This is a genomic window from Buttiauxella agrestis, from assembly GCF_900446255.1.
Classification (GTDB): domain Bacteria; phylum Pseudomonadota; class Gammaproteobacteria; order Enterobacterales; family Enterobacteriaceae; genus Buttiauxella; species Buttiauxella agrestis.
The window spans coordinates 1,178,668-1,199,847 of sequence record NZ_UIGI01000001.1 but is presented as its reverse complement, the minus strand read 5'-3'; the positions used below and the strand labels follow the sequence as shown (position 1 = coordinate 1,199,847).

General features: G+C 52.3%; 19 protein-coding genes. 4 read left to right on the top strand and 15 right to left on the bottom strand.

The window, feature by feature from the left end; all coding sequences use genetic code 11:
- Positions 1-2: 2 nt before the first annotated feature.
- The 5 genes from iscA to trmJ all read right to left on the bottom strand — a co-directional run bounded on the left by iscA (position 3) and on the right by trmJ (position 3,686).
- Positions 3-326, bottom strand: a complete 324-nt coding sequence (gene iscA, locus DY231_RS05715; RefSeq protein WP_034497717.1) for an iron-sulfur cluster assembly protein IscA — start codon at positions 324-326, stop codon at positions 3-5.
- A gap of 24 nt (positions 327-350) precedes the next feature.
- Positions 351-737: a Fe-S cluster assembly scaffold IscU gene (iscU, locus tag DY231_RS05710; protein ID WP_015703172.1), complete on the bottom strand. Its 387-nt coding sequence runs from the start codon at positions 735-737 to the stop codon at positions 351-353.
- A gap of 43 nt (positions 738-780) precedes the next feature.
- The gene (iscS, locus tag DY231_RS05705) at positions 781-1,995 is read right to left on the bottom strand and encodes a cysteine desulfurase (protein WP_115627590.1); all 1,215 of its coding nucleotides are present in this window, start codon (positions 1,993-1,995) and stop codon (positions 781-783) included.
- 331 nt (positions 1,996-2,326) lie between these two features.
- On the bottom strand, positions 2,327-2,815 hold the full coding sequence (gene iscR, locus DY231_RS05700) for a Fe-S cluster assembly transcriptional regulator IscR (RefSeq protein WP_034497720.1): 489 nt from the start codon (positions 2,813-2,815) through the stop codon (positions 2,327-2,329).
- Between the two features lie 130 nt (positions 2,816-2,945).
- The gene (gene trmJ, locus DY231_RS05695) at positions 2,946-3,686 is read right to left on the bottom strand and encodes a tRNA (cytosine(32)/uridine(32)-2'-O)-methyltransferase TrmJ (RefSeq protein WP_115627589.1); all 741 of its coding nucleotides are present in this window, start codon (positions 3,684-3,686) and stop codon (positions 2,946-2,948) included.
- Positions 3,687-3,805: 119 nt separating this feature from the next.
- Between trmJ and suhB the strand changes: the two genes are divergently transcribed.
- Entirely contained in the window at positions 3,806-4,609 is an 804-nt protein-coding gene (suhB, locus tag DY231_RS05690; RefSeq protein WP_034497722.1) for an inositol-1-monophosphatase, read from the top strand.
- Between the two features lie 37 nt (positions 4,610-4,646).
- Here the strand turns inward: suhB and DY231_RS05685 are convergent, their stop codons facing one another.
- Together DY231_RS05685 and DY231_RS05680 are read right to left on the bottom strand one after the other, a co-directional pair.
- Positions 4,647-5,630, bottom strand: a complete 984-nt coding sequence (locus tag DY231_RS05685) for a nickel/cobalt transporter (protein WP_115627588.1) — start codon at positions 5,628-5,630, stop codon at positions 4,647-4,649.
- Positions 5,621-6,256, bottom strand: a complete 636-nt coding sequence (locus tag DY231_RS05680) for a DUF1007 family protein (protein WP_256682642.1) — start codon at positions 6,254-6,256, stop codon at positions 5,621-5,623. The genes DY231_RS05685 and DY231_RS05680 overlap by 10 nt, the downstream gene beginning before the upstream one ends.
- Before the next feature lie 138 nt (positions 6,257-6,394).
- On the opposite strand from DY231_RS05680, the gene csiE reads away from it, so the two are divergent.
- The gene (csiE, locus tag DY231_RS05675; protein WP_115627586.1) at positions 6,395-7,675 is read left to right on the top strand and encodes a stationary phase inducible protein CsiE; all 1,281 of its coding nucleotides are present in this window, start codon (positions 6,395-6,397) and stop codon (positions 7,673-7,675) included.
- Here csiE and DY231_RS05670 read toward each other — a convergent pair.
- From DY231_RS05670 to DY231_RS05655, 4 genes are all read right to left on the bottom strand, one after another.
- Positions 7,662-8,813 carry a 3-phenylpropionate MFS transporter gene (locus tag DY231_RS05670; protein WP_115627585.1) on the bottom strand — a complete coding sequence of 384 codons (1,152 nt, stop codon included), beginning with the start codon at positions 8,811-8,813 and terminating at the stop codon, positions 7,662-7,664. The genes csiE and DY231_RS05670 overlap by 14 nt on opposite strands.
- A gap of 85 nt (positions 8,814-8,898) precedes the next feature.
- Entirely contained in the window at positions 8,899-9,741 is an 843-nt protein-coding gene (locus tag DY231_RS05665; RefSeq protein WP_115627584.1) for an aldose 1-epimerase, read from the bottom strand.
- Between the two features lie 3 nt (positions 9,742-9,744).
- Positions 9,745-11,184, bottom strand: coding sequence for a sugar porter family MFS transporter (locus DY231_RS05660; protein ID WP_115627583.1), 1,440 nt, complete (start codon positions 11,182-11,184; stop codon positions 9,745-9,747).
- A gap of 77 nt (positions 11,185-11,261) precedes the next feature.
- The gene (locus tag DY231_RS05655) at positions 11,262-14,537 is read right to left on the bottom strand and encodes a DUF5107 domain-containing protein (RefSeq protein ID WP_115627582.1); all 3,276 of its coding nucleotides are present in this window, start codon (positions 14,535-14,537) and stop codon (positions 11,262-11,264) included.
- A 115-nt stretch (positions 14,538-14,652) separates the two neighbouring features.
- On the opposite strand from DY231_RS05655, the gene DY231_RS05650 reads away from it, so the two are divergent.
- On the top strand, positions 14,653-15,849 hold the full coding sequence (locus tag DY231_RS05650) for an ROK family protein (protein WP_115627581.1): 1,197 nt from the start codon (positions 14,653-14,655) through the stop codon (positions 15,847-15,849).
- Positions 15,850-15,892: 43 nt separating this feature from the next.
- On the opposite strand, the gene glyA is transcribed toward DY231_RS05650, so the two are convergent.
- Entirely contained in the window at positions 15,893-17,146 is a 1,254-nt protein-coding gene (gene glyA, locus DY231_RS05645; RefSeq protein WP_034497731.1) for a serine hydroxymethyltransferase, read from the bottom strand.
- A gap of 346 nt (positions 17,147-17,492) precedes the next feature.
- On the opposite strand from glyA, the gene hmpA reads away from it, so the two are divergent.
- Complete coding sequence (hmpA, locus tag DY231_RS05635; RefSeq protein WP_115627580.1) at positions 17,493-18,683, top strand: NO-inducible flavohemoprotein; 1,191 nt, start codon at positions 17,493-17,495, stop codon at positions 18,681-18,683.
- 105 nt (positions 18,684-18,788) lie between these two features.
- Here the strand turns inward: hmpA and glnB are convergent, their stop codons facing one another.
- From glnB to qseG, 3 genes are read right to left on the bottom strand one after another with little or no spacing between them, the layout of a single operon-like run.
- The gene (gene glnB / locus DY231_RS05630) at positions 18,789-19,127 is read right to left on the bottom strand and encodes a nitrogen regulatory protein P-II (RefSeq protein ID WP_002438074.1); all 339 of its coding nucleotides are present in this window, start codon (positions 19,125-19,127) and stop codon (positions 18,789-18,791) included.
- Positions 19,128-19,177: 50 nt separating this feature from the next.
- Positions 19,178-20,515 carry a two-component system response regulator GlrR gene (gene glrR / locus DY231_RS05625; RefSeq protein ID WP_115627579.1) on the bottom strand — a complete coding sequence of 446 codons (1,338 nt, stop codon included), beginning with the start codon at positions 20,513-20,515 and terminating at the stop codon, positions 19,178-19,180.
- Positions 20,512-21,180, bottom strand: a complete 669-nt coding sequence (gene qseG / locus DY231_RS05620; protein WP_115627578.1) for a two-component system QseEF-associated lipoprotein QseG — start codon at positions 21,178-21,180, stop codon at positions 20,512-20,514. The genes glrR and qseG overlap by 4 nt, the downstream gene beginning before the upstream one ends.

Here is a 21,180-nt window from a genome sequence, read left to right as displayed (position 1 = left end):
CATCAGACGTGGAAGCTTTCGCCGCAACCGCACTCATCTTTCACGTTCGGGTTAGTAAATTTAAACCCTTCGTTAAGACCTTCTTTGACGAAGTCCAGCTCGGTGCCGTCTAAAAATTGCAGGCTTTTACCATCGACGACCACTTTCACGCCTTTGTCTTCAAACACGGTGTCTTCTGCCATCGGCTCGTCAACAAACTCAAGAACATAAGCCATGCCAGAACAGCCAGAAGTACGAACGCCTAAACGCAGTCCAAAACCTTTACCGCGATTGGACAAGAAGGCATTCACGCGTGCGGCAGCACTGTCGCTAAGGGTAATCGACATACAACAACCTCTACTCAACAATAATTATTTAGCTTCACGTTTGCTTTTATAATCCGCAATGGCCGCTTTGATAGCGTCTTCTGCAAGGATTGAGCAGTGAATCTTCACCGGCGGCAGTTCGAGTTCTTCTGCGATGTCGGTGTTTTTGATGGCCTGCGCTTCATCCAGAGATTTACCTTTGACCCATTCGGTCACCAGCGAGCTGGAAGCAATGGCAGAGCCACAGCCGTAGGTTTTGAAGCGAGCGTCTTCAATAATACCTTCATTGTTGACTTTGATCTGCAACTTCATCACGTCGCCACAGGCTGGTGCACCCACCATGCCTGAACCTACGCTGTCATCGCTGTTATCAAAAGAACCAACGTTGCGTGGGTTTTCGTAGTGATCGATTACTTTTTCGCTGTAAGCCATTTTTAATTCTCCTGAATCCGATATCGACGCTCGAAAAGAGCGATTAGTGATGAGCCCATTCGATGGAATTAATATCCACGCCCTGTTTGAACATTTCCCACAGTGGAGAAAGGTCGCGCAGACGGCCAATGGACTTACGTACCAGTTCGATGGTGTAGTCGATCTCTTCTTCAGTAGTAAAACGACCCAAAGAGAAACGGATAGAGCTGTGAGCCAGTTCGTCGGTCATACCCAGTGCGCGCAGCACGTAGGATGGCTCGAGGCTTGCTGATGTACAGGCAGAGCCGGAAGAAACCGCGAGGTCTTTCAGTGCCATAATCAGCGACTCACCTTCAACGTAGTTAAAGCTCACGTTGAGAATCGTTGGAACGCCATTTTCCAGGTCGCCGTTCAGATACACTTCTTCCATATCTTTCACGCCGTTCCACAGACGGTTACGCAGACCGCGCAGACGGGACATTTCTGTTTCCATCTCTTCTTTCGCGATACGGTAAGCTTCGCCCATGCCAACAATCTGGTGAACAGGCAGAGTACCAGAACGCATGCCGCGCTCGTGACCACCGCCGTGTACCTGAGCTTCGATACGAATACGTGGTTTACGACGAACGTACAGTGCGCCGATCCCTTTCGGGCCATAGATTTTGTGACCAGAGAAAGACATCAGGTCAACTTTGAGGTTGCTCAAGTCGATAGGCAATTTGCCTACGCTCTGAGTCGCATCCACGTGATAGATAATGCCACGCGCACGGCATAATTCGCCGATTGCCGCGATATCCTGCACCACGCCGATTTCGTTATTCACGTGCATGATAGAAACCAGAATGGTGTCGTCACGCATTGCCGCTTCCAGCACGTTCAGGTCAACGATACCGTTGCTCTGCGGTGCCAGGTAAGTCACTTCAAAACCTTCACGCTCAAGCTGACGACAGGTGTCCAGCACGGCTTTGTGTTCAGTTTTTACGGTGATGATGTGCTTGCCTTTCTTCTGATAGAAGTTAGCCGCACCTTTAATAGCGAGGTTGTCTGATTCAGTTGCGCCGGAGGTAAAGACGATTTCACGCGGGTCTGCACCAACCAGTTCAGCGATTTGGTTACGGGCGATATCTACTGCTTCTTCCGCCTGCCAACCGAAACGGTGGGAACGAGAAGCCGGGTTACCGAAGGTTCCGTCCATAGTCAAACACTGCATCATTTTCTGCGCAACACGCGGATCAACCGGCGTAGTCGCAGAGTAGTCGAGATAAATCGGTAATTTCATTGCTCTAAGCTCCGTACATCACTTCAATACGAAATCCCCTTCATACCTGAAACTACCTCGGCGTTGGCTACGCTTACTCACCCGAATCACTTACTTTAGTAAGCTCACCGGGATTCGTTCACTTGCCGCCTTGATGTAGCTCCAGGTATTTTGGGAATTGCCATTTTCAAAGGAAATGGCTGATTCTAAAATTCTATTTTATCTTTACCCTAAATAGTTCGTGTTGCAGCAAGGCGGCAAACTTGAGAGTCCCCAGGAGCTTACATCAAGTAAGTGACTGGAGTGAACAAGTGCGGCCAACGCAGTTGCGACCCGAAATATGACGGGTAAATTATGCGCGCAGTTTGACGTCGATCGCGTCTTGGGAGCGCGTACTGCGATGGTTTTCATTGTGCTGGCGACCAGAAACATCCAACACTTCCTGGTTATTGACCAGTTCACCCAAGGTGATGTTATTTAAAAAACCGGTCAGACGGTCGCTCAGGTCGCGCCACAGCGCGTGAGTCAGGCATTTATCGCCGCCCTGACAACCACCTTTACCCGCACAACGCGTGGCATCAACAGATTCATCTACTGCGCTAATGACTTCACCAACCGCGATGGCGCTTGCTTCTTTACCCAACAGATAACCGCCGCCAGGACCACGAACGCTGGCAACGAGGCCATTTTTACGCAGACGGGAGAATAACTGCTCCAGATAGGAGAGAGAGATTCCCTGACGTTCAGAAATATCAGCCAGTGGCACTGGGCCTGATTCGGAGTTCAACGCAACGTCAAGCATTGCGGTCACGGCATAACGTCCTTTGGATGTCAGTCTCATGTCTTACTTAACCTCTAATCGCCCCTCGAACCGGGGGTTTTTTATAAATGTGATTGTCACATAGCAGGCCGCAAGTCTGACATTCCTGAGTAAATTGGTCAACTATTTAACCTAGTAAATTACTCAAGTATTATTTGCCGTGTTTTTTCTCGTTATCAATAGAAGAAAGCATACCGCGCAGGATGTTAAGTTCCTGAGTTTCCGGGCGTGCGCGGTTATATAAGCGGCGTAATTTGCTCATAATCTGCCCCGGATGACTGGTGCGAATAAAGCCGGTTTTCAGCAAGACTTGCTCCAGGTGAACATAAAAACGCTCGAGATCGTCAGCCGACGGATACTGAGTCTGGTCTTCAACCACTGCCGCTTCTTTGCCTTCTTCTTGCGTAGCAAGCCAGGCAATTCTCACTTCATAAGCGAGGATTTGCACGGCCATCGCCAGGTTCAGCGAGCTGTATTCTGGATTTGCCTGAATCGCGACGTGGTAATGGCATTTCTGCAATTCGTCATTGGTCAAACCAACACGTTCACGGCCAAACACAATCGCCACTGGCGCATCTTGCGCTTCAGAAATGGTCTTTAGACCGCATTCGCGCGGATCGAGCATCGGCCACGGTAATGTGCGTGAACGCGCACTGGTACCCACGACCAGGCTGCAACCTGCCAACGCTTCATCCAGCGTATCGACAATTTTGGCCTCACCGATAACATCACTGGCACCTGCGGCGAGCGCAATAGCCTGAGAATCAGGTTTAACCAACGGATTTACCAACCAAAGATTTGTCAGCCCCATGGTTTTCATGGCTCGAGCGACAGACCCCATGTTGCCGGTGTGGGAGGTTTCAACCAGCACTATACGTACGTTTTGCAGCATTCTAGACTCATTGCCTGAAAAGATTATCGCGATATCCTATCATAACCCTGGGACATATTCCGAACGCTCTGCTATACTCCGCCGCGTTTTCCCGTTCTTTAACATCCAGAGAGAGACCGATGCATCCGATGCTCACCATCGCCGTGCGCGCTGCGCGCAAGGCGGGCAATTTAATTGCCAAGAACTACGAAACCCCTGACGCTGTAGAAGCGAGCCAGAAAGGCAGCAACGATTTTGTGACTAACGTAGATAAAGACGCCGAGCGTCTGATTATCGAAATTATCCGCAAATCCTACCCGCAACACACCATTATCGCTGAAGAATCAGGCGAACTGGCGGGTACCGAGCAGGATGTGCAATGGGTTATCGATCCTCTGGATGGCACTTCTAACTTCATCAAACGTTTGCCACACTTCTCTGTCTCTATCGCTGTCCGTGTTAAGGGCCGCACCGAAGTTGCTGTTGTTTATGACCCAATGCGTAATGAGCTGTTCACAGCCGTTCGTGGTCAAGGCGCACAGCTGAACGGTTATCGTCTGCGCGGCAGCAATGCACGCGACCTCGACGGTACCATTCTGGCAACGGGCTTCCCGTTCAAGCACAAGCAACACGCGACTCCTTATATGAACATCGTGACCAAACTGTTCACGCAGTGTGCTGACTTCCGTCGCACCGGTTCTGCTGCGCTGGATCTGGCATACGTTGCGGCAGGCCGCGTTGACGGTTTCTTCGAGATAGGCCTGAAGCCATGGGATTTCGCAGCAGGTGAACTGATTGCTCGTGAATCCGGTAGCCTGGTGTGTGATTTCACCGGCGGCCACAACTACCTGACCAGCGGCAATATCGTTGCAGGGAATGCGCGTGTTGTTAAAGCGATGCTGGCAGCTATGCGTGATGAATTGAGTGAAGCGCTGAAGCGTTAATCTCTGATAATGCCTTCCCTTCCGGGAAGGCATTACATCACAAAGGCCGTATCCCACGCATGACTGGTTGAGCACTCAGCCACATTACCCCCGCTGCTAAAACCAAAATCCCCCCACCTGCAAACGCCAGTGTTGCCCAGGCCACTTGTCGCCACAAAACCGGTGCTTTATTACCGCTTAAGCGAACCGCCAGCTTGCGGAAACTGTGTACCAATAATGCCAGGCCAGAAATAGTGAGCGATGTCCCTGCCGCCATCGTCAACGCCGACGCAATTCCCCACGTATACACGCCGATCACTTTGCTGAACAACAGCACCATAATGGCTCCGGAGCAGGGGCGCATTCCCATCGATAACACAATCATCGCCCGGGCGCGCCAGTCTTCTCCGGCATCAAGCTGTTGTTCAGTCGGCAAATGCTGATGACCGCAGCCGCATTTTTCATGGTGAACGTGGTGCGGTGTAAAAGAAGTAAAGCGCACGGGTTTACGCAGTATGCGGCGCAATTTGCCCACAGCCCGGCCACATAACATCAAGCCTAAAATCCCCACCAGCAAATAACTGCCCTTCTCCAGCCAGAAACTGCTCATATGCAATTGCCGCGAAGGGAGCGCCAGAATTCCCAGCACCAACGTCACCAAACCAATCGCCACCAGTCCTTGTAATAAGGAAGCGGCAAATGTCAGCTTGAGGCTGCTTTTCAGGCGCGACGGGTGCGTGGCAAGCCAGGTGGTGATCACCACTTTTCCATGCCCTGGTCCTAACGCGTGAAGCACGCCGTAGACAAAACTAAATGACAGCAAAGACCAACCGGCGCGCGCCGGGTTTTCGGCTACCTCGCGCAAAAGCCCACTCATCTGTTGGTTAATGGATTTCTGCCACATCGCGCTATTGAGGATGATTTGCGGCCAGTAATGCCAGAGGCTGTAAAATGCAGCGGCGCAGACAATAAGGAAAAACGCCAGCGGCCACATATGGAGCCAACGGCGGGATTGCGGTTTGGTCGAAGGCATTACTGACATTGCACGATCACCTGTTGAGCAAATTGTTTACCCAGTTCCATATCTTCGGGCGGCGCATCAGCTTTATCTAAAGAGAGTGCAAACGCCTGCATGTCTTCCGTCGGCTTCGGCGTTTTCACTGAGATTTTGCATTGTTTGGCTAATGTTTCCGGCAGTTTGGCATCGCTATTATGGTCGTAACTCATATCAACAAAATAGGTCGGGTCGAAGGTGGCGAACTGATAGGTTTGGCCTTTTAGCGGCTGCGGATGCGCCAACGGTAAAATGAAGGTCAGCACCGCCTGATGCCCAACCCGTGCGAGTCCATACTGCGGCGGCAAATTATCAAACGTCACCTTTTGGCCGTTATGCCAGAACTCAGTGAAGTAGTGTTGCCCCAGAACATTCGCCATCACTTCAGCCGCCAGCTTCTTCCACACAGGTGAATCCGGCTTTGCATTACCTGCGTCATACAGTAGATCGGCTGAAGTAATTTCATCCATCGTCCACTGCATTTTCAGGCCGGTGAGCTGGTCATTTTCAGCGATTACGGTCGTGACCAGGGTAATGAAGCTGTGCGGGTGTGCCAAAGCCATCGGGCTAAAAAGCGCCGTACTCAAGGCAAAAAGCGCAATTCTGTTACACATTTTCCTGCTCATTATTCTCTCAAGATTAAAATTCTGTGAGCCAGTCAGAATTCCGTAATTAAAAAGCTCAAATCCTGCGCTGTACGGCAAAAGCTTTAGCTACTCTTAGCAATAATTAACTTTGACTTGGTTATGCGGATGATGACACTGCTTTCCCCAACACCATCTGTACTCTCCAGTCCGCAGCGTCGCTGCCACCTGCTTTTGTTGCTTTACTTACCGGGCCAAACCGTCACCCCAGAGATCTTAGCCAGACTCAACGGGGTCGATGACGCCAAAGCCCTGCAAGATATAGCCGACACCGGCGATGAAATCCAGCGCTATCACCGGCTGAGCCTCATCACGCAACAGGACGGCAGCTACCGGATTGAGGGCACGCCTCTGAATAGACGCTTGTGCTTATTGCACTGGCTGCGTCGTGCTTTACGTCTAAGTCCGCACTTTGTGCAGCAGCATTTTACTCCGGCACTAAAAACCCAACTTAAACAACAGGGCATCCTGACTGCGCTGTATGACGAAAAAAACCTCCAGGCGCTGATAAGCCTGTGCGCACGACGTTTGCAGCGGCAATTTGATTCCCGTGACGTGCAGTTTTTGACGCTGTTTTTGCAGTATTGTCTGCACCAGCATCATGCGGGAATTATTCCTGAATTCACCGAGCAGCAGCGAGCCTGGACGCAAATTCGCCCGGAATACCTGGCAGCCCTTGAGATTGCCCGCCACTGGAAGCGGCGAGTGTTGCAAACCGCCAATGAAAACGAGCAGCTATTCCTCGCGTTGCTATTCCAGCTCCTGCGAATGCCCGATCCGATTCGTGATAACCATGAGCAAGATTTACGCCTGCGCGGCGCGATTGCCACCATGATTGCGCAGTTTCGTGAACAAGCAGGAATGTCGTTTAGCGATGAACAGGGACTGAGCGATCAGCTCTATATTCATCTCGCTCAGGCGCTGGACCGCTGCCAGTTCGGGATCGGGATTGATAACAGCCTGCCGGAAGAAATCACGCGTTTATATCCGCGTCTGATGCGCACCACGCGTGAAGCGTTTAGCGATTTTGAAAGCCATTTTGAGATGCGTTTTTCTGATGAAGAAGTGGGTTTGGTCGCGGTAATTTTCGGCGCGTGGTTGATGCAGGAAAACGATCTGCACGAGAAACAAGTATTACTCCTGACAGGCAATAATTTAGAGCTTGAGCAAACTATTGAACAACAGCTACGTGAGCTCACGCTGCTGCCGCTCAATATCAAACATTTGACGATTCACAGCTATCAAAAAGAGGGAGCGCCAAAAGAAGTGGTGCTGGTCATTTCACCCTATTCCACTACCTTGCCGCTTTACTCTCCGCCGCTCATTCACGTGGAGCTGCCGCTGGGCGAACACCAGCAGCAGCAAATTCGTAAAATTATTGAGTGTTAACGCAATACGCGATAGGGCGTGGGCGAATCAACAACGCCGGAACGGCGACCAATGCCATAATCCAGAACACCCCACCCTGCATATGCTGGTAAAGATAGCCGGAGAACATGGTCATAATCGCAATACCGCCGCCCATCGCCACCGCAGAATAGACCGCCTGCAAGCGAATCACTTCGTTGCCTTCACGCGCTGAGATATAGCGCATCGCCGCAAGGTGGCACACGGTGAAACTGCCGCAATGCAGGATTTGCGCCGCAATCAGCCACGGAAGATCGGTGGTGTACGCCATCAGGCTCCAGCGCAAAATCCCCGTCACGCCAGAAAGCAGCAGCAAATCACGCGCGCTCCAGTTGCGGAACAGCTTGTTGCTCAGCGCAAAAATCACGATTTCTGCCACCACACCCAGCGACCACAAATATCCAACAACCGAGGCGGAATACCCCGCGCCCTGCCAGTAAATTGCGCTGAATCCGTAGTACGCCGCGTGTGCTCCTTGCAACAACGTCACGCATGCGAGAAAACGCCATGAACCAAGCACCAGCTTCTTCCACGCCTGCCAGCCCGCGCCTTCGTTGTGTCTCGCTTCGCCCTGCGGCATCACCGATGGACGCAACATCATGCCGATTAACATCGACGCGACGCCGATACTCAGCAGCACCAGAATCGCCTGGTAGCTAAACAAACTCACCAGTTTACCCGTCATGGCAGAGCCAATAACAAACGCCAGCGATCCCCACAGGCGAACTCGGCCGTAATCCATGGTGATTTGTCGCTGCCAGGTACCAGCCAGTGCGTCAGTCAGCGGCACGAGTGGCGAGAAGAACAGGTTAAAACCGACCATGACAATCAATAGCCAGGCGGAGGTTTGCCCGAACCAAAAAGCGATGGCAAAAAGTAATGTGAGTAAGGCGAGGATTCTGAGGGCAAAGACAAGTCGGGAGGGGTCGGTAACACGAGGAGCAAGCAGCAAGCTGCCGAGGAAACGGGCGATTAAACCAGCCCCTAATAATAACCCGATGGTTTCAGGTGGCAGGCCTACTCCAGCGAGCCAGACGCTCCAGAAAGGTAAGAAAATCCCGTAGCTAAAGAAGTAGGTAAAATAACTGAGCGCCAGCCAGCGCGTTGAATGCAAAACCATGATCCCTCCCGTTTTGGAGGCGTTAGTGTGTCCGAGCGTTGGCTGGCTTGCAAGCATTCATTAACAGACTAATAACACGTAATAATTACGGAGTTTTATCATCACGAGACAAAACCGTAATCTCCATTTTAATCGCCGTTGATTGCTCGTTTTGCAACAACACCAAACCCGGTTGCCCCGCCATATTATGTGCGTTCACCGGATGAGTTTGTGGTTCGAGGCAAATAAACGGTGCATCTTCCATGCGGAAAACCATCAAATACGGCGTGGCGCAACGCAGTTGAACACGCATTTCGTCGTTTTCGATTAACGCTCTGCCATTCCAGCCGGAATAGCCGATGTTCAACCACTGATTATCCGGCGTTTTCGGTTGCAGGAAATCGGTTTGCGCGGTCAGTTCACCCTGCCATGCCAACGGCAAGTGGTTCTCTCCTTCCGGCCAAAAACCTGTTGCGCCAAACTGCACGCGTGTGGATGGCTTGAGATGGAAAAAGGGATGGAAGCCCAGGCCATAAACCATCGGCTTAGTTCCCCGATGGGATAATTCCAACTCGGCGATAAACCGCGCCCCTTCCAGTCGATAAGCCAGCCGAGCCTGATAATCAAATCCGCAGTCGTGCTGGCTTTCCATTGTCAGTACGAGATTCAAAGAATCATGCTTTTCAACTTCCCAGGCTTTCAGCCAGCCATCGCCATGTAGAAAGAATTGCTCATCCACCGGACTTTTTGGCAATTCGATTATCTCGCCGTGTAGCGGAAAACGATTCCCGGCAACGCGGTTGGCCAGCGGCAACATCGGGAACAGCGCTTTATCGCCGGGGTGAAGTATCGGCTGTTGATGTGTGAGCGACTCCAGGCTCCGAATTGCCGCCCCTTGCGGGGCGACGGTTAAACATAAATGTTCATTTTCAAGTAACAGCGTTTCCATATCTTAATGCGCCGTTCTTTCGGCACGCGCTTTCGCCGCCGCACCGTATTGGTCTGCCATACGTTTTTCCAGCGCTTCCAGACTCACACCTTTCGTTTCAGGCACATAACGGCGCACATAGATAAAGCCTGCCGCACAAATCACACCGTAGAGCAGGAAGCTGCCCGCCGCGCCGAGACTTGCGTTCAATAACGGGAAGGTATACGTCAGTAAGAAACAGGCGACCCACAGCGCCAGTGTTCCCAAAGACATCGCCAGGCCACGCACACGGTTTGGGAAAATCTCAGACAGCAGAACCCAGGTCACGGGGGCCAGCGTCAGGGCGTAAATCGCAATCGCCGCCAGGACCAAAATCAACACCGGCAGTCCCATAATGCCCAGCCCGTAAGCCGCACCGATTAGCGCATAGATGATAGTCAGACCGGCGGCACCAAACAGCATCAGTTTGCGGCGGCCGATTTTATCCACCAGCGGCAGCGCTGCAAGGGTGAAGATAAGGTTAATCAAACCTGTCGCAACAATGGATTTCAGCGTGCTGTTGATATCAAAGCCTGCGGAGGCAAATATTTCCTGCGCGTAGTTAAATATCACGTTAATGCCGCACCACTGCTGGAACACAGCCAACACCATACCAATGATAATAATTGGCTTCACTTGCGGCTGCCACAACGCACTCCATGAGACTTTTTGCGTGTCGTTGTTCAGCGTTTGAAGAATATCGTTCAACGTGTCGTCGGCATATTTTTGATTACCGATACGTTTAAGCATCTGATGAGCGCGTTCGTTTTTACCGGCACGCGCCAGCCAGCGTGGCGATTCCGGTACAAAGAACATCAGCACTAAAAATGCCAGCGCAGGAACCAGTTCAGCGCCAAACATCCAGCGCCAGCCGACCTGCCCGTTCCAGCTTTCGGTGATTTGCTGCATCGTTGCCGCGCTGCCAACCGGTTCTGCAATCACCAGGTTGATAAGCTGTGCTGCCAGTACGCCAATCACAATCGTTAACTGGTTGATGGCAACAAATTTGCCGCGTTTTTCAGCCGGGCTGACTTCCGCGATATACATTGGACTGAGTGCTGATGCGAGGCCAATCCCTACCCCGCCGACGATGCGAAACACCACAAACATGTCGAAGTTGCTGGCCATGGCTGTGCCCCAGGCCGAGGCGGTGAACAAAATCGCCGACATAATCAGTGGCATTTTGCGCCCGAACCGGTCTGCGCACCAGCCGGAAATTAATGCCCCAAAAATACAGCCGACCAGCGCGGAACTCATCGCCCAGCCAGATTGCGCAGGGTCGGTTATCGAGAAGTAGGCTTCGTAGAACGGTTTCGCTCCACCAATTACCACCCAGTCATATCCAAACAGCAAACCTCCGCAGGCGGCCACCAGACAGATAGTCCAGACATACCCCATGCGTAATTGTGTCTGTGCAGTGTTCATTGTTAATCCTCGTTTAAATCTTGTAGAGATACAGAGGAGCGGGAGTTATCTCCCGCCGTTTATTGTTATTTCAACACTCAGGAAAATACGCCGTTATGCACGGCCAGTTGCAGTAAGTGAGCTTTATCGTGAGCCGGATTTTGTGACTGCAAGGCTTTCAAGGCTGCTTCAAATTCGGCGTGCTCACCCAAACCAAGATGCCCCAGGGCTGCGACAAACAGGCAGTGCTGTTTATGCGCCGCCTGGCGGTCAGCATCTAGCGCGACTAAATCCGGCAGAGAGACGGCAAAGAAATCGGGTTCAGACAGGTCGTTAAAGTGCGCATCGGCCCAGGCTATAAAGTTGCGGAACTGCAGCTCGGCCTGCTCTTTTTCGCCAATACGGACCAACGCCATGGCCTGGTAGAACAAGTAATCCACCGGCTGATCGTTGTAGTAACGCCCGGCTTCCAGCGTGGAGCCGCCCTCCAGCGCACGCTGGTAGCAATGTTGCGCACGCTCTGGTTGTTGGCTTTGCTGCGCACACCAACCCAGCAGATACCAGATATCGTTATCGCTCTGGCCGACCAGGCGTCCTTCGCCGAGGTTTTCCGGGTAACTGAGCGCCTGCTGAAGTCGCTCTTCTGCTTTTCCAAACTGCTTATCAGCAATGTACGCCAGCGCCCTGCGTTGAAGATTTATCAGATACTGCCCGGTGACTTTGCCTTCGCCGCCCTCCCACGGGTGAAATTTACGCTGCGCTAAAACTTGCGCTGCGGCATCTGTTTCTCCATGGATATTCCACAGGCTGAGTAATTCTGCGGTCAGATCGTCACGTTTAAGCACCACGTCGCGGCGAGCCGCAAGATGCGCCAGGCGTTGTTCGGTAGAGCGACCGGTGAGTTTTTGCAGGTAATCCAGTTCAAACAGGAAGCGGGCGTTACCCGGCTCCAGCGCAACCGCGCGTTGCAGATACTGTTCCGCCAGTTCGGCATTGTGTTTTTTATTCCAGGCGTGAATGCCCAACACCCGCTGAACCGCAGCAAATTCAGGGAGCTGTTCAGCGGCGAATTGCCAGCAGGCCACCGCGTCGTCATAACGACGTTTGCTGTACCAGAAACATCCCAACAGATATTGCGCGAAGCCATCATGCGGCAGACGTTGCAGCATTTGTACTTCGTCCAGCGTGTTCGGGAAGCGAACTTTGCGGGCAAAATTGTCCTGCGCCTGCTGCACAAAAGCATGTTGCTGGGCATGGTCAGTTTCCAGTGCCGCACGCCACAACAGCGGCATCGCTTCTTGTGAATCCATCACACTCAGCAATTGCCGGGCCTGCGCTTCATGGCCCAGACTCACCAGCCAACCCGCGAGAACACTGGCATTCACGCCGCGTTTACCGGTCACGCGCAGCAGTTCAGCACGGTCAGTTTCACTTTGCGTAATCACCCAGCGGGCATAATGCAGAACGTAACTGAGCGGGTATTCTTCAAGCTGCTGCGCAACCCAGCCCAGTGCTTTTTGTGACGCGCCGGTTTGATGAAGCGCCAGCGCTTTCAGCCCCATTGCCAGGTTATTGCTGGCGTTAAATTTCAGGCTTTGATTCACAAATGCCAGCGCCTGCGCGGCTTCATCTTTGCGCAGCGCCAGGCGAGCAAGCGCGTAAAATGCGGCATCACGGCAATTGCCACTCCAGCTCGCTTTAAAATAATCGTCAAACGCCCCGGCGCAGTCGTCCTGCCTCTCTTTTGCCGCCCCACGCAACATGCTGGCATCACCGTTTTGCGGGTTTTTGTTCAGACGATGCGCGCGTTTCAGCGCGGCGTCGGCGTACTGTTCGGCAAGCGCCCAGTTACCCCGGTTCAGCTCAAGCTGACCTAATGCCACGTTACAGCGGTAATCCTCCGGGTCCAGAGCCAGCGCACGTTGGTAATAGTCAAACGCCGAGCGACTGGCGTGCAGATATTGCTCCAGATGCTGGCCGATGAAATACAGCTCGTCGCAATGGGTGATGTCCTGTGGTTTTGCCGGAACACTGGCAGGCTGCGGCAGCGGTAGATCTTCTGGAACGTGTTCGCAGTAGCTGAGAATAAGTTTGCCCTGCGCATCACGCAGATTCAGCGTCAGGCGCTGTGGCCAGCTGTCGCTGATAGCTTCCTGCCACGCCTGTGCGGGTTGCAGGGAAAGCCTGGCTTTCCACAATGTTCTACCCGCTGATTCAATTTCTAACGTAACGTCTGGCAACGGCGCGATGGCGTAGAGTCCGAGGTGCAGTTCACCGTTATGGCGCTCAAGTTTCACCGCCGCCTGAGTGTTAGCGTTTTGCAGCGTGCCCAATTGGCTGTATGGCAGGAAATTCTGCACGAAGATTTTTTCTTCGTAAGGCGCAATCCAGGTGAAATCCGGTTGGTTATCGGTGAATACGCCTGTCATCAGCTCGATATAGGGACCGTTTTCATCCGTCAGATTGCGATCCCACGCCTGGCCGAAATCACAGTTTCCCCACGTCCATTGCTTCTTGCCCGGTGAAACATGGTGATCGGCAATATGCAGCAAACCACCCTGCTCGCCGTGATGGTAAGCGCCGACAAAATCGTAATCTGATTTATCCGCCATATAGGACGTTGGCACCGGAATGTTTTTGTAGCGCGAGATATCCACGCCTGCGGAATAGTCGACTTTGTAGTAAGTGCCGTGGGCAATCGGGAAGGCGGAAACATCACGTTTGCCGTGATCGAATACCGCGGTGACATCAGGGGGGAATACGCTTTGGTGATCGTCGCCGCCTTTGACTGCCGGATTCGCCCACCACAGGAAATGGCGCGGCGTGGCGTTGCCGTTGAATACTTTGCCGGTGATTTCAATCAGCGCTTTTTCCGGGTAGAGCGTAAACCCGGTCATGACTTGCAGGCCGCGCATCGGCTCCACTTCACCCAACCAGACAGTTTGTGCGCCGTTGTCATGCTTCTGGAAAGTCACATCGACAGGCATAAAAGTGGTTGGGCGATGGTGCTGCGGCCAGTTAAATTCGATACCGCCGGAAATCCACGGCCCGACCAATCCCACCAGCGCCGGTTTCACCACTTCGTTGTAGTAAACGAAATCGCGCTCCATCACTTTGTCATAAGCACGGTGAATACGGCCCCCCAGTTCTGGTAGCAGCATCACGCGGATAAAATCGTTTTCTATCCAGACGGCGTTGTAATCACGCATTTCGCGCTGGCCGCTCAGGGTGTCAATCACGCCGTAGGGATACACCGCACCGGATGAACCCTGGTAAACACGGCTTTCGAGGAACATCGGATTCGGGTCTTCTGCACCGGTCGTCCATGTGGGTAACGCAATCGTCTCTTGCCAGACGTTAACGGCTCCGTACATTTCGATTCTCCAGTAAACAAACAACAGTGAAATACGTTATGTTTGCAGTGTAGAGAACTCATTGCGCCTTAGAATGCTTAATGCTCACACAATAAAGTTAACGGAGTTTAGTGAAATGTATGACTCAGGGCTGAACAACCAACGCGTGCGGCAACTCAATCGCCAGACGTTGATGAAACTGGTGTGGCAGCATAAGCGGCTCAGTAAATCGCAGTTTTCGCAGTACACCGGGCTGTCGATTCCCGCAGTGAGCAAAATTCTTGAAGAGTTGGTGCAGGATGGAAAACTGAGCCATTCCAGCGAAAATCTGAGTAACCGTGGTATCAACAGCGGCAGTTACCAGATCCCGCCCGATGGCGATTTCATTCTTTGCATGAATGTCACCCCTACCAGCATTGAAAGCCAGCTGTGCGATGCACAGCTTTCACCGCAGGGGGAGTTTGAACGGATTCAGGTTAATGCTGCTACGCCACAGGCGCTACTCGCCGCTATCGAGAATATCTGGCGCACGCAACGTAAATGCTGGCCGAAAAAGAAAATTAACCTGGCGCTCGGGATCCACGGGCAAGTCGATCCGGTGACGGGAGTGTCGCAAACCATGCCGCAAGCGCCGTGGCGTGAACCGGTAGAAATCAAATATCTTCTGGAAGAAAAGCTCGGCGTAACCGTCAGGGTGGATAACGACTGCGTGATGCTGGCACTGGCAGAGAAATGGCAGAATCCGGCGAATCGCCAGGATTTCTGTGTGATAAACGTCGATTACGGTATCGGTTCTTCATTTGTGATTAACGGGCAAATTTATCGCGGGAGCCTGTACGGCAGCGGGCAAATCGGCCACACGATTGTGAACCCCGACGGCATGGCGTGTGACTGTGGACGTTATGGCTGCCTGGAAACTGTGGCCTCGTTGACGGCGTTAAAAAAGCAGGCGCGCATCTGGCTAAAATCACAACCCATTTCGCCAAAGCTCGACCCGGAATCTATTACTTCAACACAGTTAATTACCGCCTGGCATGAAGGTAATGAATACGTTTGCCGTTGGGTAGAAAGTTCGGCTAACGCCATTGGGTTAAGCCTGTACAACTTCCTCAATATTTTGAATATCAATCAGATTTTGTTTTATGGCAGAAGCTGCGGGTTTGGCGAAAGCTGGCTTGCGACCATCGACAAGCAAATTGGATTTAATCCGTTTGACCATGGCGATTCACTCAAGGCAAATGCGACACAAATCAGTTTCGGGCAGTTGAGTCGACCGCAACAGGTGATGGGAGTGGGTTATTTGTACGCTGAAGAGTCGTTGAATCAGGTGTGATTTGGGCATAAAAAAACCCCGGCGAGCCGGGGTCTTCAACAGATTATGCGTACACCGGTAAGCGTGCGCAGATATCGAGAACTTTCTGCTTAGTGCGCTCGATAACCGCTTCGTCGTTGATGCTATCCAACACATCACACATCCAGCCAGCCAGTTCACGGACGTCAGCTTCAGTGAAGCCACGGCGCGTCACCGCAGGCGTACCGATACGGATACCGGAAGTCACAAACGGGCTCTTAGGATCGTTTGGCACGCTGTTTTTGTTCACGGTGATGTTTGCACGGCCCAGCGCTGCATCAGCTTCTTTACCGGTCAGGTTTTTATCAACCAGGTCCAGCAAGAACAGGTGGTTATCAGTACCGCCAGAAACCACTTTGTAGCCACGTTCCAGGAACACTGCAACCATCGCTTTCGCGTTTTTGGCAACCTGGTGCTGGTAAGTTTTGAACTCAGGTTCCATGGCTTCTTTCAGTGCCACAGCTTTGCCCGCGATGACGTGCATCAGTGGGCCGCCCTGCGCGCCTGGGAATACCGCGGAGTTCAGTTTCTTGTACAGCTCTTCGCTGCCACCTTTCGCGAGGATTAAACCACCGCGTGGACCTGCCAACGTTTTGTGCGTTGTGGTCGTCACAACGTGAGCATGTGGAACCGGGTTCGGGTAAACGCCAGCCGCAATCAGGCCTGCAACGTGCGCCATATCGACGAACAGCTTCGCATCGACCATGTCAGCGATTTCACGCATTTTTGCCCAGTCAACGACGCCGGAATAAGCAGAGAAACCACCGATGATCATTTTCGGTTTGTGTTCTTTGGCTTGTTTTTCCAGATCTGCGTAATCAATGTGACCAGTTTCATCGATGCCGTAAGGAACGATGTTGTACAGCTTGCCGGAGAAGTTTACCGGGGAACCGTGTGTCAGGTGGCCGCCGTGTGCCAGGTTCATACCCAGAACGGTATCGCCTGGTTCCAGCAAAGTGGTGTATACCGCAAAGTTAGCCTGTGAACCGGAGTGCGGCTGTACGTTAGCGTAATCAGCGCCGAACAGCTCTTTTGCACGGTCGATAGCCAGTTGCTCAACCACGTCGACATATTCACAGCCGCCGTAGTAACGCTTGCCTGGGTAGCCTTCTGCGTATTTGTTGGTTAACTGAGAACCCTGAGCCTGCATTACGCGCGGGCTGGTGTAGTTTTCGGAGGCGATCAGTTCAATGTGCTCTTCCTGACGTACTTTTTCTTGCTCCATAGCCTGCCACAGTTGGGCATCATAATCGGCAATGTTCATTTCACGTTTTAACATTCGCATCTCCAGACTCAGCTAACAGTAAATATTTGAACAGCTTTTTGGCCGCCTTAAATACAACGGGCAACAGTGTAAACCGAAACAGTGTTGCGTGATAGGTCTTGACATAGGTTTTTACGCAAACGATTGGCTTGGCGTCCTGCAAGGGTTTGAAGGCAAAAGTCATCGCTTATTTCAACGGATATTAATTCATCATCAACTTGCAGGAATTTCATGTTCTGTGAGCCGAATCGACTCAGTCAGTATCCATTTACAATGTAGTGCTTTTTTTTTGGTGAAGAGTTTTATAAGATGCATTTAAAATACATCATTAGATTTTAATGTCAGAAAATGGAGCTATACCATGCTTGATGCCCAAACCATCGCTGTTGTGAAATCCACCATTCCCCTGCTTGCCGCGACCGGTCCAAAACTTACCGCACACTTTTACGAACGTATGTTCAGCCATAACCCTGAGCTGAAAGAAATCTTTAATATGAGCAACCAGCGCAACGGCGATCAGCGTGAAGCGCTGTTCAATGCTATCTGCGCGTACGCGACCAATATTGAAAATCTGGCGGTGCTGTTGCCTGCGGTAGAAAAAATTGCCCAGAAGCACACCAGCTTCCAGATCAAACCTGAGCAGTACGATATTGTCGGCGGCCATCTTTTGGCTACGCTGGATGAAATGTTCAGCCCGGGCGAGGAAGTGCTGGATGCCTGGGGCAAAGCGTATGGTGTGTTGGCGGGCGTGTTTATCAATCGTGAAGCGGAAATCTATCAGGACAATGCAGCGAAAAATGGCGGTTGGGAAGGCACTCGCGCGTTCCGTATTGTGGCAAAAGAGCCGCAAAGCACATTGATTACCAGCTTTGAGTTTGAGCCTGTCGATGGCAAATCCGTTGCCGATTATCAGCCTGGCCAATACCTCGGTGTGTGGTTGAAACCAGAAGGTTTCCCGCATCAAGAAATTCGCCAGTATTCACTGACTCGTAAAGCCGATGGCAAAAGCTATCGCATTGCAGTGAAGCGTGAAGATTTGGGTCAGGTTTCAAGCTGGTTGCATAACCACGCACAAGTAGGTGATGAAGTGCATCTGGCTGCGCCTGCCGGTGATTTCTTTATGGACGTGAACGCACAAACTCCGGTTACGCTGATTTCCGCAGGCGTTGGCCAGACGCCGATGTTGGCAATGTTGGATACACTGGCAAAAACTCAGCATGCAGCCCAGGTGAACTGGTTCCACGCGGCAGACCATAGCGACGTGCACGCGTTTGCCGATGAAGTGACTCTGCTGGGTGCGCAATTGCCACGTTTTGAAAACCACGTGTGGTATCGCCAACCGAGAGAAAACTGCCGCGCTCAGGCGAAGTTTGATAGCGAAGGTTTGATGGATTTAGTCGCTCTTGAGAGCAAAATCAGTGCACCAGATATGCAGTTTTATCTGTGCGGGCCGGTGAGCTTTATGCGTTTTGCAGCGGAGCAATTAGTGAAGTTGGGCGTTGAGCAGAGCCGAATTCACTATGAGTGTTTTGGCCCGCATAAAGTGATGTAATTTTTCAGCCGAAAACATGCCCTCACCCTAGCCCTCTCCCACAGGAGAGGGGATTTTCTTTCCCCCTCGCCCCTTTGGGGAGAGGGCCGGGGTGAGGGGGAAAAATTAAATCGCGGCGTCGTCTTCTTCGCCAGTACGGATACGCACCACGCGAGCTACATCGAAGACAAAGATTTTACCATCGCCGATTTTGCCGGTTTGCGCGGTGCGGATGATGGTATCCACGCAGGTATCAACGATATCGTCGGTGACGACAATTTCAATTTTCACTTTCGGCAGGAAATCCACCATGTACTCAGCGCCACGGTACAGTTCGGTATGCCCTTTCTGACGACCAAAACCTTTAACTTCTGTGACCGTCATGCCAGTGATGCCAACTTCTGCCAGCGCTTCGCGAACGTCATCCAGCTTGAACGGTTTAATAATCGCATCAATTTTTTTCATAGTTTTCTCTGTCATCCCGCACTTCATCGATAGCCCAAACTTACCACAGACTACTCTTTAAAGTCATTGGCATCGAGCTCATGCCGTGAGAGTAATTTGTAGAATTCGGTACGGTTACGCCCCGCAACACGCGCCGCCTGAGTCACATTTCCTTTGGTCATTTGCAACAGTTTGCGCAGGTAATTCAGCTCAAACTGATTACGCGCTTCGACAAACGTCGGCAGCGCGGTGTTCTCACCTTCCAGCGCCTGATGCACCAGCGCATCGCTGATAACCGGAGCGGACGTCAACGCTACACATTGTTCAATCACGTTGACCAACTGGCGCACGTTGCCCGGCCAGCTTGCCGCCATCAGCCGCTTCATGGCATCGGTTGAGAAGCTGCGCACAAACGGTTTATGCCTGTCGGCGGACTGACGTAACAAATGGTTTGCCAGCAACGGCACATCTTCTGCACGCTCTTGCAACGCTGGAATTTTCAGGCTCACCACGTTCAGACGGTAAAATAAGTCTTCACGAAACTCGCCGCGCTCCATCGCTTTAGGTAAATCACGGTGAGTAGCCGAGAGAATACGCACGTTGATATCCAGGTCGCGGTTGCTGCCCAACGGGCGCACTTTGCGCTCCTGCAAAACACGTAACAATTTGACCTGCAAAGGAATTGGCATGTCGCCAATTTCATCGAGGAATAACGTTCCGCCTTCTGCGGCCTGGAATAACCCTTCCCTGCTGCTGACCGCACCGGTAAACGCACCACGGGCATGACCAAAAAGCTCGGATTCCAGTAGCTGTTCCGGCAGCGCGCCGCAGTTAATGGCGATAAATGCTTTTTTGCTGCGCGGGCTGGCGTTATGAATGGCCTGCGCCAGAATCTCTTTGCCGGTGCCACTTTGCCCGTTAATCAACACACTGACGTCCGACTGCGCAACCATGCGCGCCTGCTCCAGCAAACGCAGCATCGCGGGGCTTCGAGTGACGATGGTATCGCGCCACATGTCGTCTCCGGCGATGACCGAGTGCACCAGCGCATCGTCAATGGCTTTATAAAGCGCGTCTTTATCGACAGGCTTAGTCAGGAAACTAAACACGCCCTGTTGCGTTGCCGCGACGGCGTCAGGAATCGAGCCGTGAGCGGTCAAAATGATCACCGGCATGCCCGGATACACTTTCTGGATTTCAGCGAACAGCGCCATACCGTCCATTTCGTCCATCCGCAAATCACTGATCACCAAGTCGATTTTTTCACGACCAAGCAGACGCAACCCTTCGGCACCGCTTTCGGCGGTCGAGACGGTGTAACCTTCGCTCGTCAGGCGCATACCGAGAAGTTTCAGCAAGCCCGGATCGTCATCGACCAGCAGTAATCTGGCGGGTTTACGTTGCGTCATGGTTTCGCCTCCTGCGCGGGTTTGGTGTTGTCCGGCAATTCTGTGCTGGCAGGTTTACGGCTGGAAAGCTGGCGCTCGATGTCGGTTAAGTTTTCCAGTTTTCGGGTGGTCAAACTTAACTGGCTTCTGAGCCGTTGTTGCTGCTCACGCAGCGTGTCCAGCTCGCTGTCTGAGGATTGCTGCAATTTACTGTAGCGCGTGCGTTCGTCAGAAAGTGCCAGCAAAGATGCCTGCCCATCACGCCAGACCTGGAACAATGAACGCATTTGCGAAGGGACTTCAGCTGTCATCGCATCGAGCTTAACCATGTAACGACGGCGCTCGGTGGGGGAGATTTTGGCATTCGCCAGCAAAATGCCTCGCTTGAAGGTATCGCGCCAGCTATCGGACGGCCAGCGACGTGCTTCCGCTCGCGCCTGTGCAGGCGCTAAACGTTCGGCGCAGTCCATCGCCCGCAGCCAGTACAGCGGGTTGCTCATCGAGTCGTGGCTCTGGTTTTGCCAGATATCTTCACAATCTGTCGATAGGTAATCCGCTAGCTGTTGTTCCGGCTCTTCTGCCACCGGCGGATGTTTTACGTCTTTGGGCGCTGCGTTTTGCACACAACTCGCCAGCAATAAGGGCAGGAGCAATGCTGACAAAGGGCGAAAAATAGTCACTTTCAT

Coding starts and splice junctions, on each gene's coding strand:
- iscA (WP_034497717.1), bottom strand. CDS start 326: ATGTCGATTACCCTTAGCGACAGTGCTGCCGCACGCGTGAATGCCTTC.
- iscU (WP_015703172.1), bottom strand. CDS start 737: ATGGCTTACAGCGAAAAAGTAATCGATCACTACGAAAACCCACGCAAC.
- iscS (WP_115627590.1), bottom strand. CDS start 1,995: ATGAAATTACCGATTTATCTCGACTACTCTGCGACTACGCCGGTTGAT.
- iscR (WP_034497720.1), bottom strand. CDS start 2,815: ATGAGACTGACATCCAAAGGACGTTATGCCGTGACCGCAATGCTTGAC.
- trmJ (WP_115627589.1), bottom strand. CDS start 3,686: ATGCTGCAAAACGTACGTATAGTGCTGGTTGAAACCTCCCACACCGGC.
- suhB (WP_034497722.1), top strand. CDS start 3,806: ATGCATCCGATGCTCACCATCGCCGTGCGCGCTGCGCGCAAGGCGGGC.
- DY231_RS05685 (WP_115627588.1), bottom strand. CDS start 5,630: ATGTCAGTAATGCCTTCGACCAAACCGCAATCCCGCCGTTGGCTCCAT.
- DY231_RS05680 (WP_256682642.1), bottom strand. CDS start 6,256: ATGTGTAACAGAATTGCGCTTTTTGCCTTGAGTACGGCGCTTTTTAGC.
- csiE (WP_115627586.1), top strand. CDS start 6,395: ATGATGACACTGCTTTCCCCAACACCATCTGTACTCTCCAGTCCGCAG.
- DY231_RS05670 (WP_115627585.1), bottom strand. CDS start 8,813: ATGGTTTTGCATTCAACGCGCTGGCTGGCGCTCAGTTATTTTACCTAC.
- DY231_RS05665 (WP_115627584.1), bottom strand. CDS start 9,741: ATGGAAACGCTGTTACTTGAAAATGAACATTTATGTTTAACCGTCGCC.
- DY231_RS05660 (WP_115627583.1), bottom strand. CDS start 11,184: ATGAACACTGCACAGACACAATTACGCATGGGGTATGTCTGGACTATC.
- DY231_RS05655 (WP_115627582.1), bottom strand. CDS start 14,537: ATGTACGGAGCCGTTAACGTCTGGCAAGAGACGATTGCGTTACCCACA.
- DY231_RS05650 (WP_115627581.1), top strand. CDS start 14,653: ATGTATGACTCAGGGCTGAACAACCAACGCGTGCGGCAACTCAATCGC.
- glyA (WP_034497731.1), bottom strand. CDS start 17,146: ATGTTAAAACGTGAAATGAACATTGCCGATTATGATGCCCAACTGTGG.
- hmpA (WP_115627580.1), top strand. CDS start 17,493: ATGCTTGATGCCCAAACCATCGCTGTTGTGAAATCCACCATTCCCCTG.
- glnB (WP_002438074.1), bottom strand. CDS start 19,127: ATGAAAAAAATTGATGCGATTATTAAACCGTTCAAGCTGGATGACGTT.
- glrR (WP_115627579.1), bottom strand. CDS start 20,515: ATGACGCAACGTAAACCCGCCAGATTACTGCTGGTCGATGACGATCCG.
- qseG (WP_115627578.1), bottom strand. CDS start 21,180: ATGAAAGTGACTATTTTTCGCCCTTTGTCAGCATTGCTCCTGCCCTTA.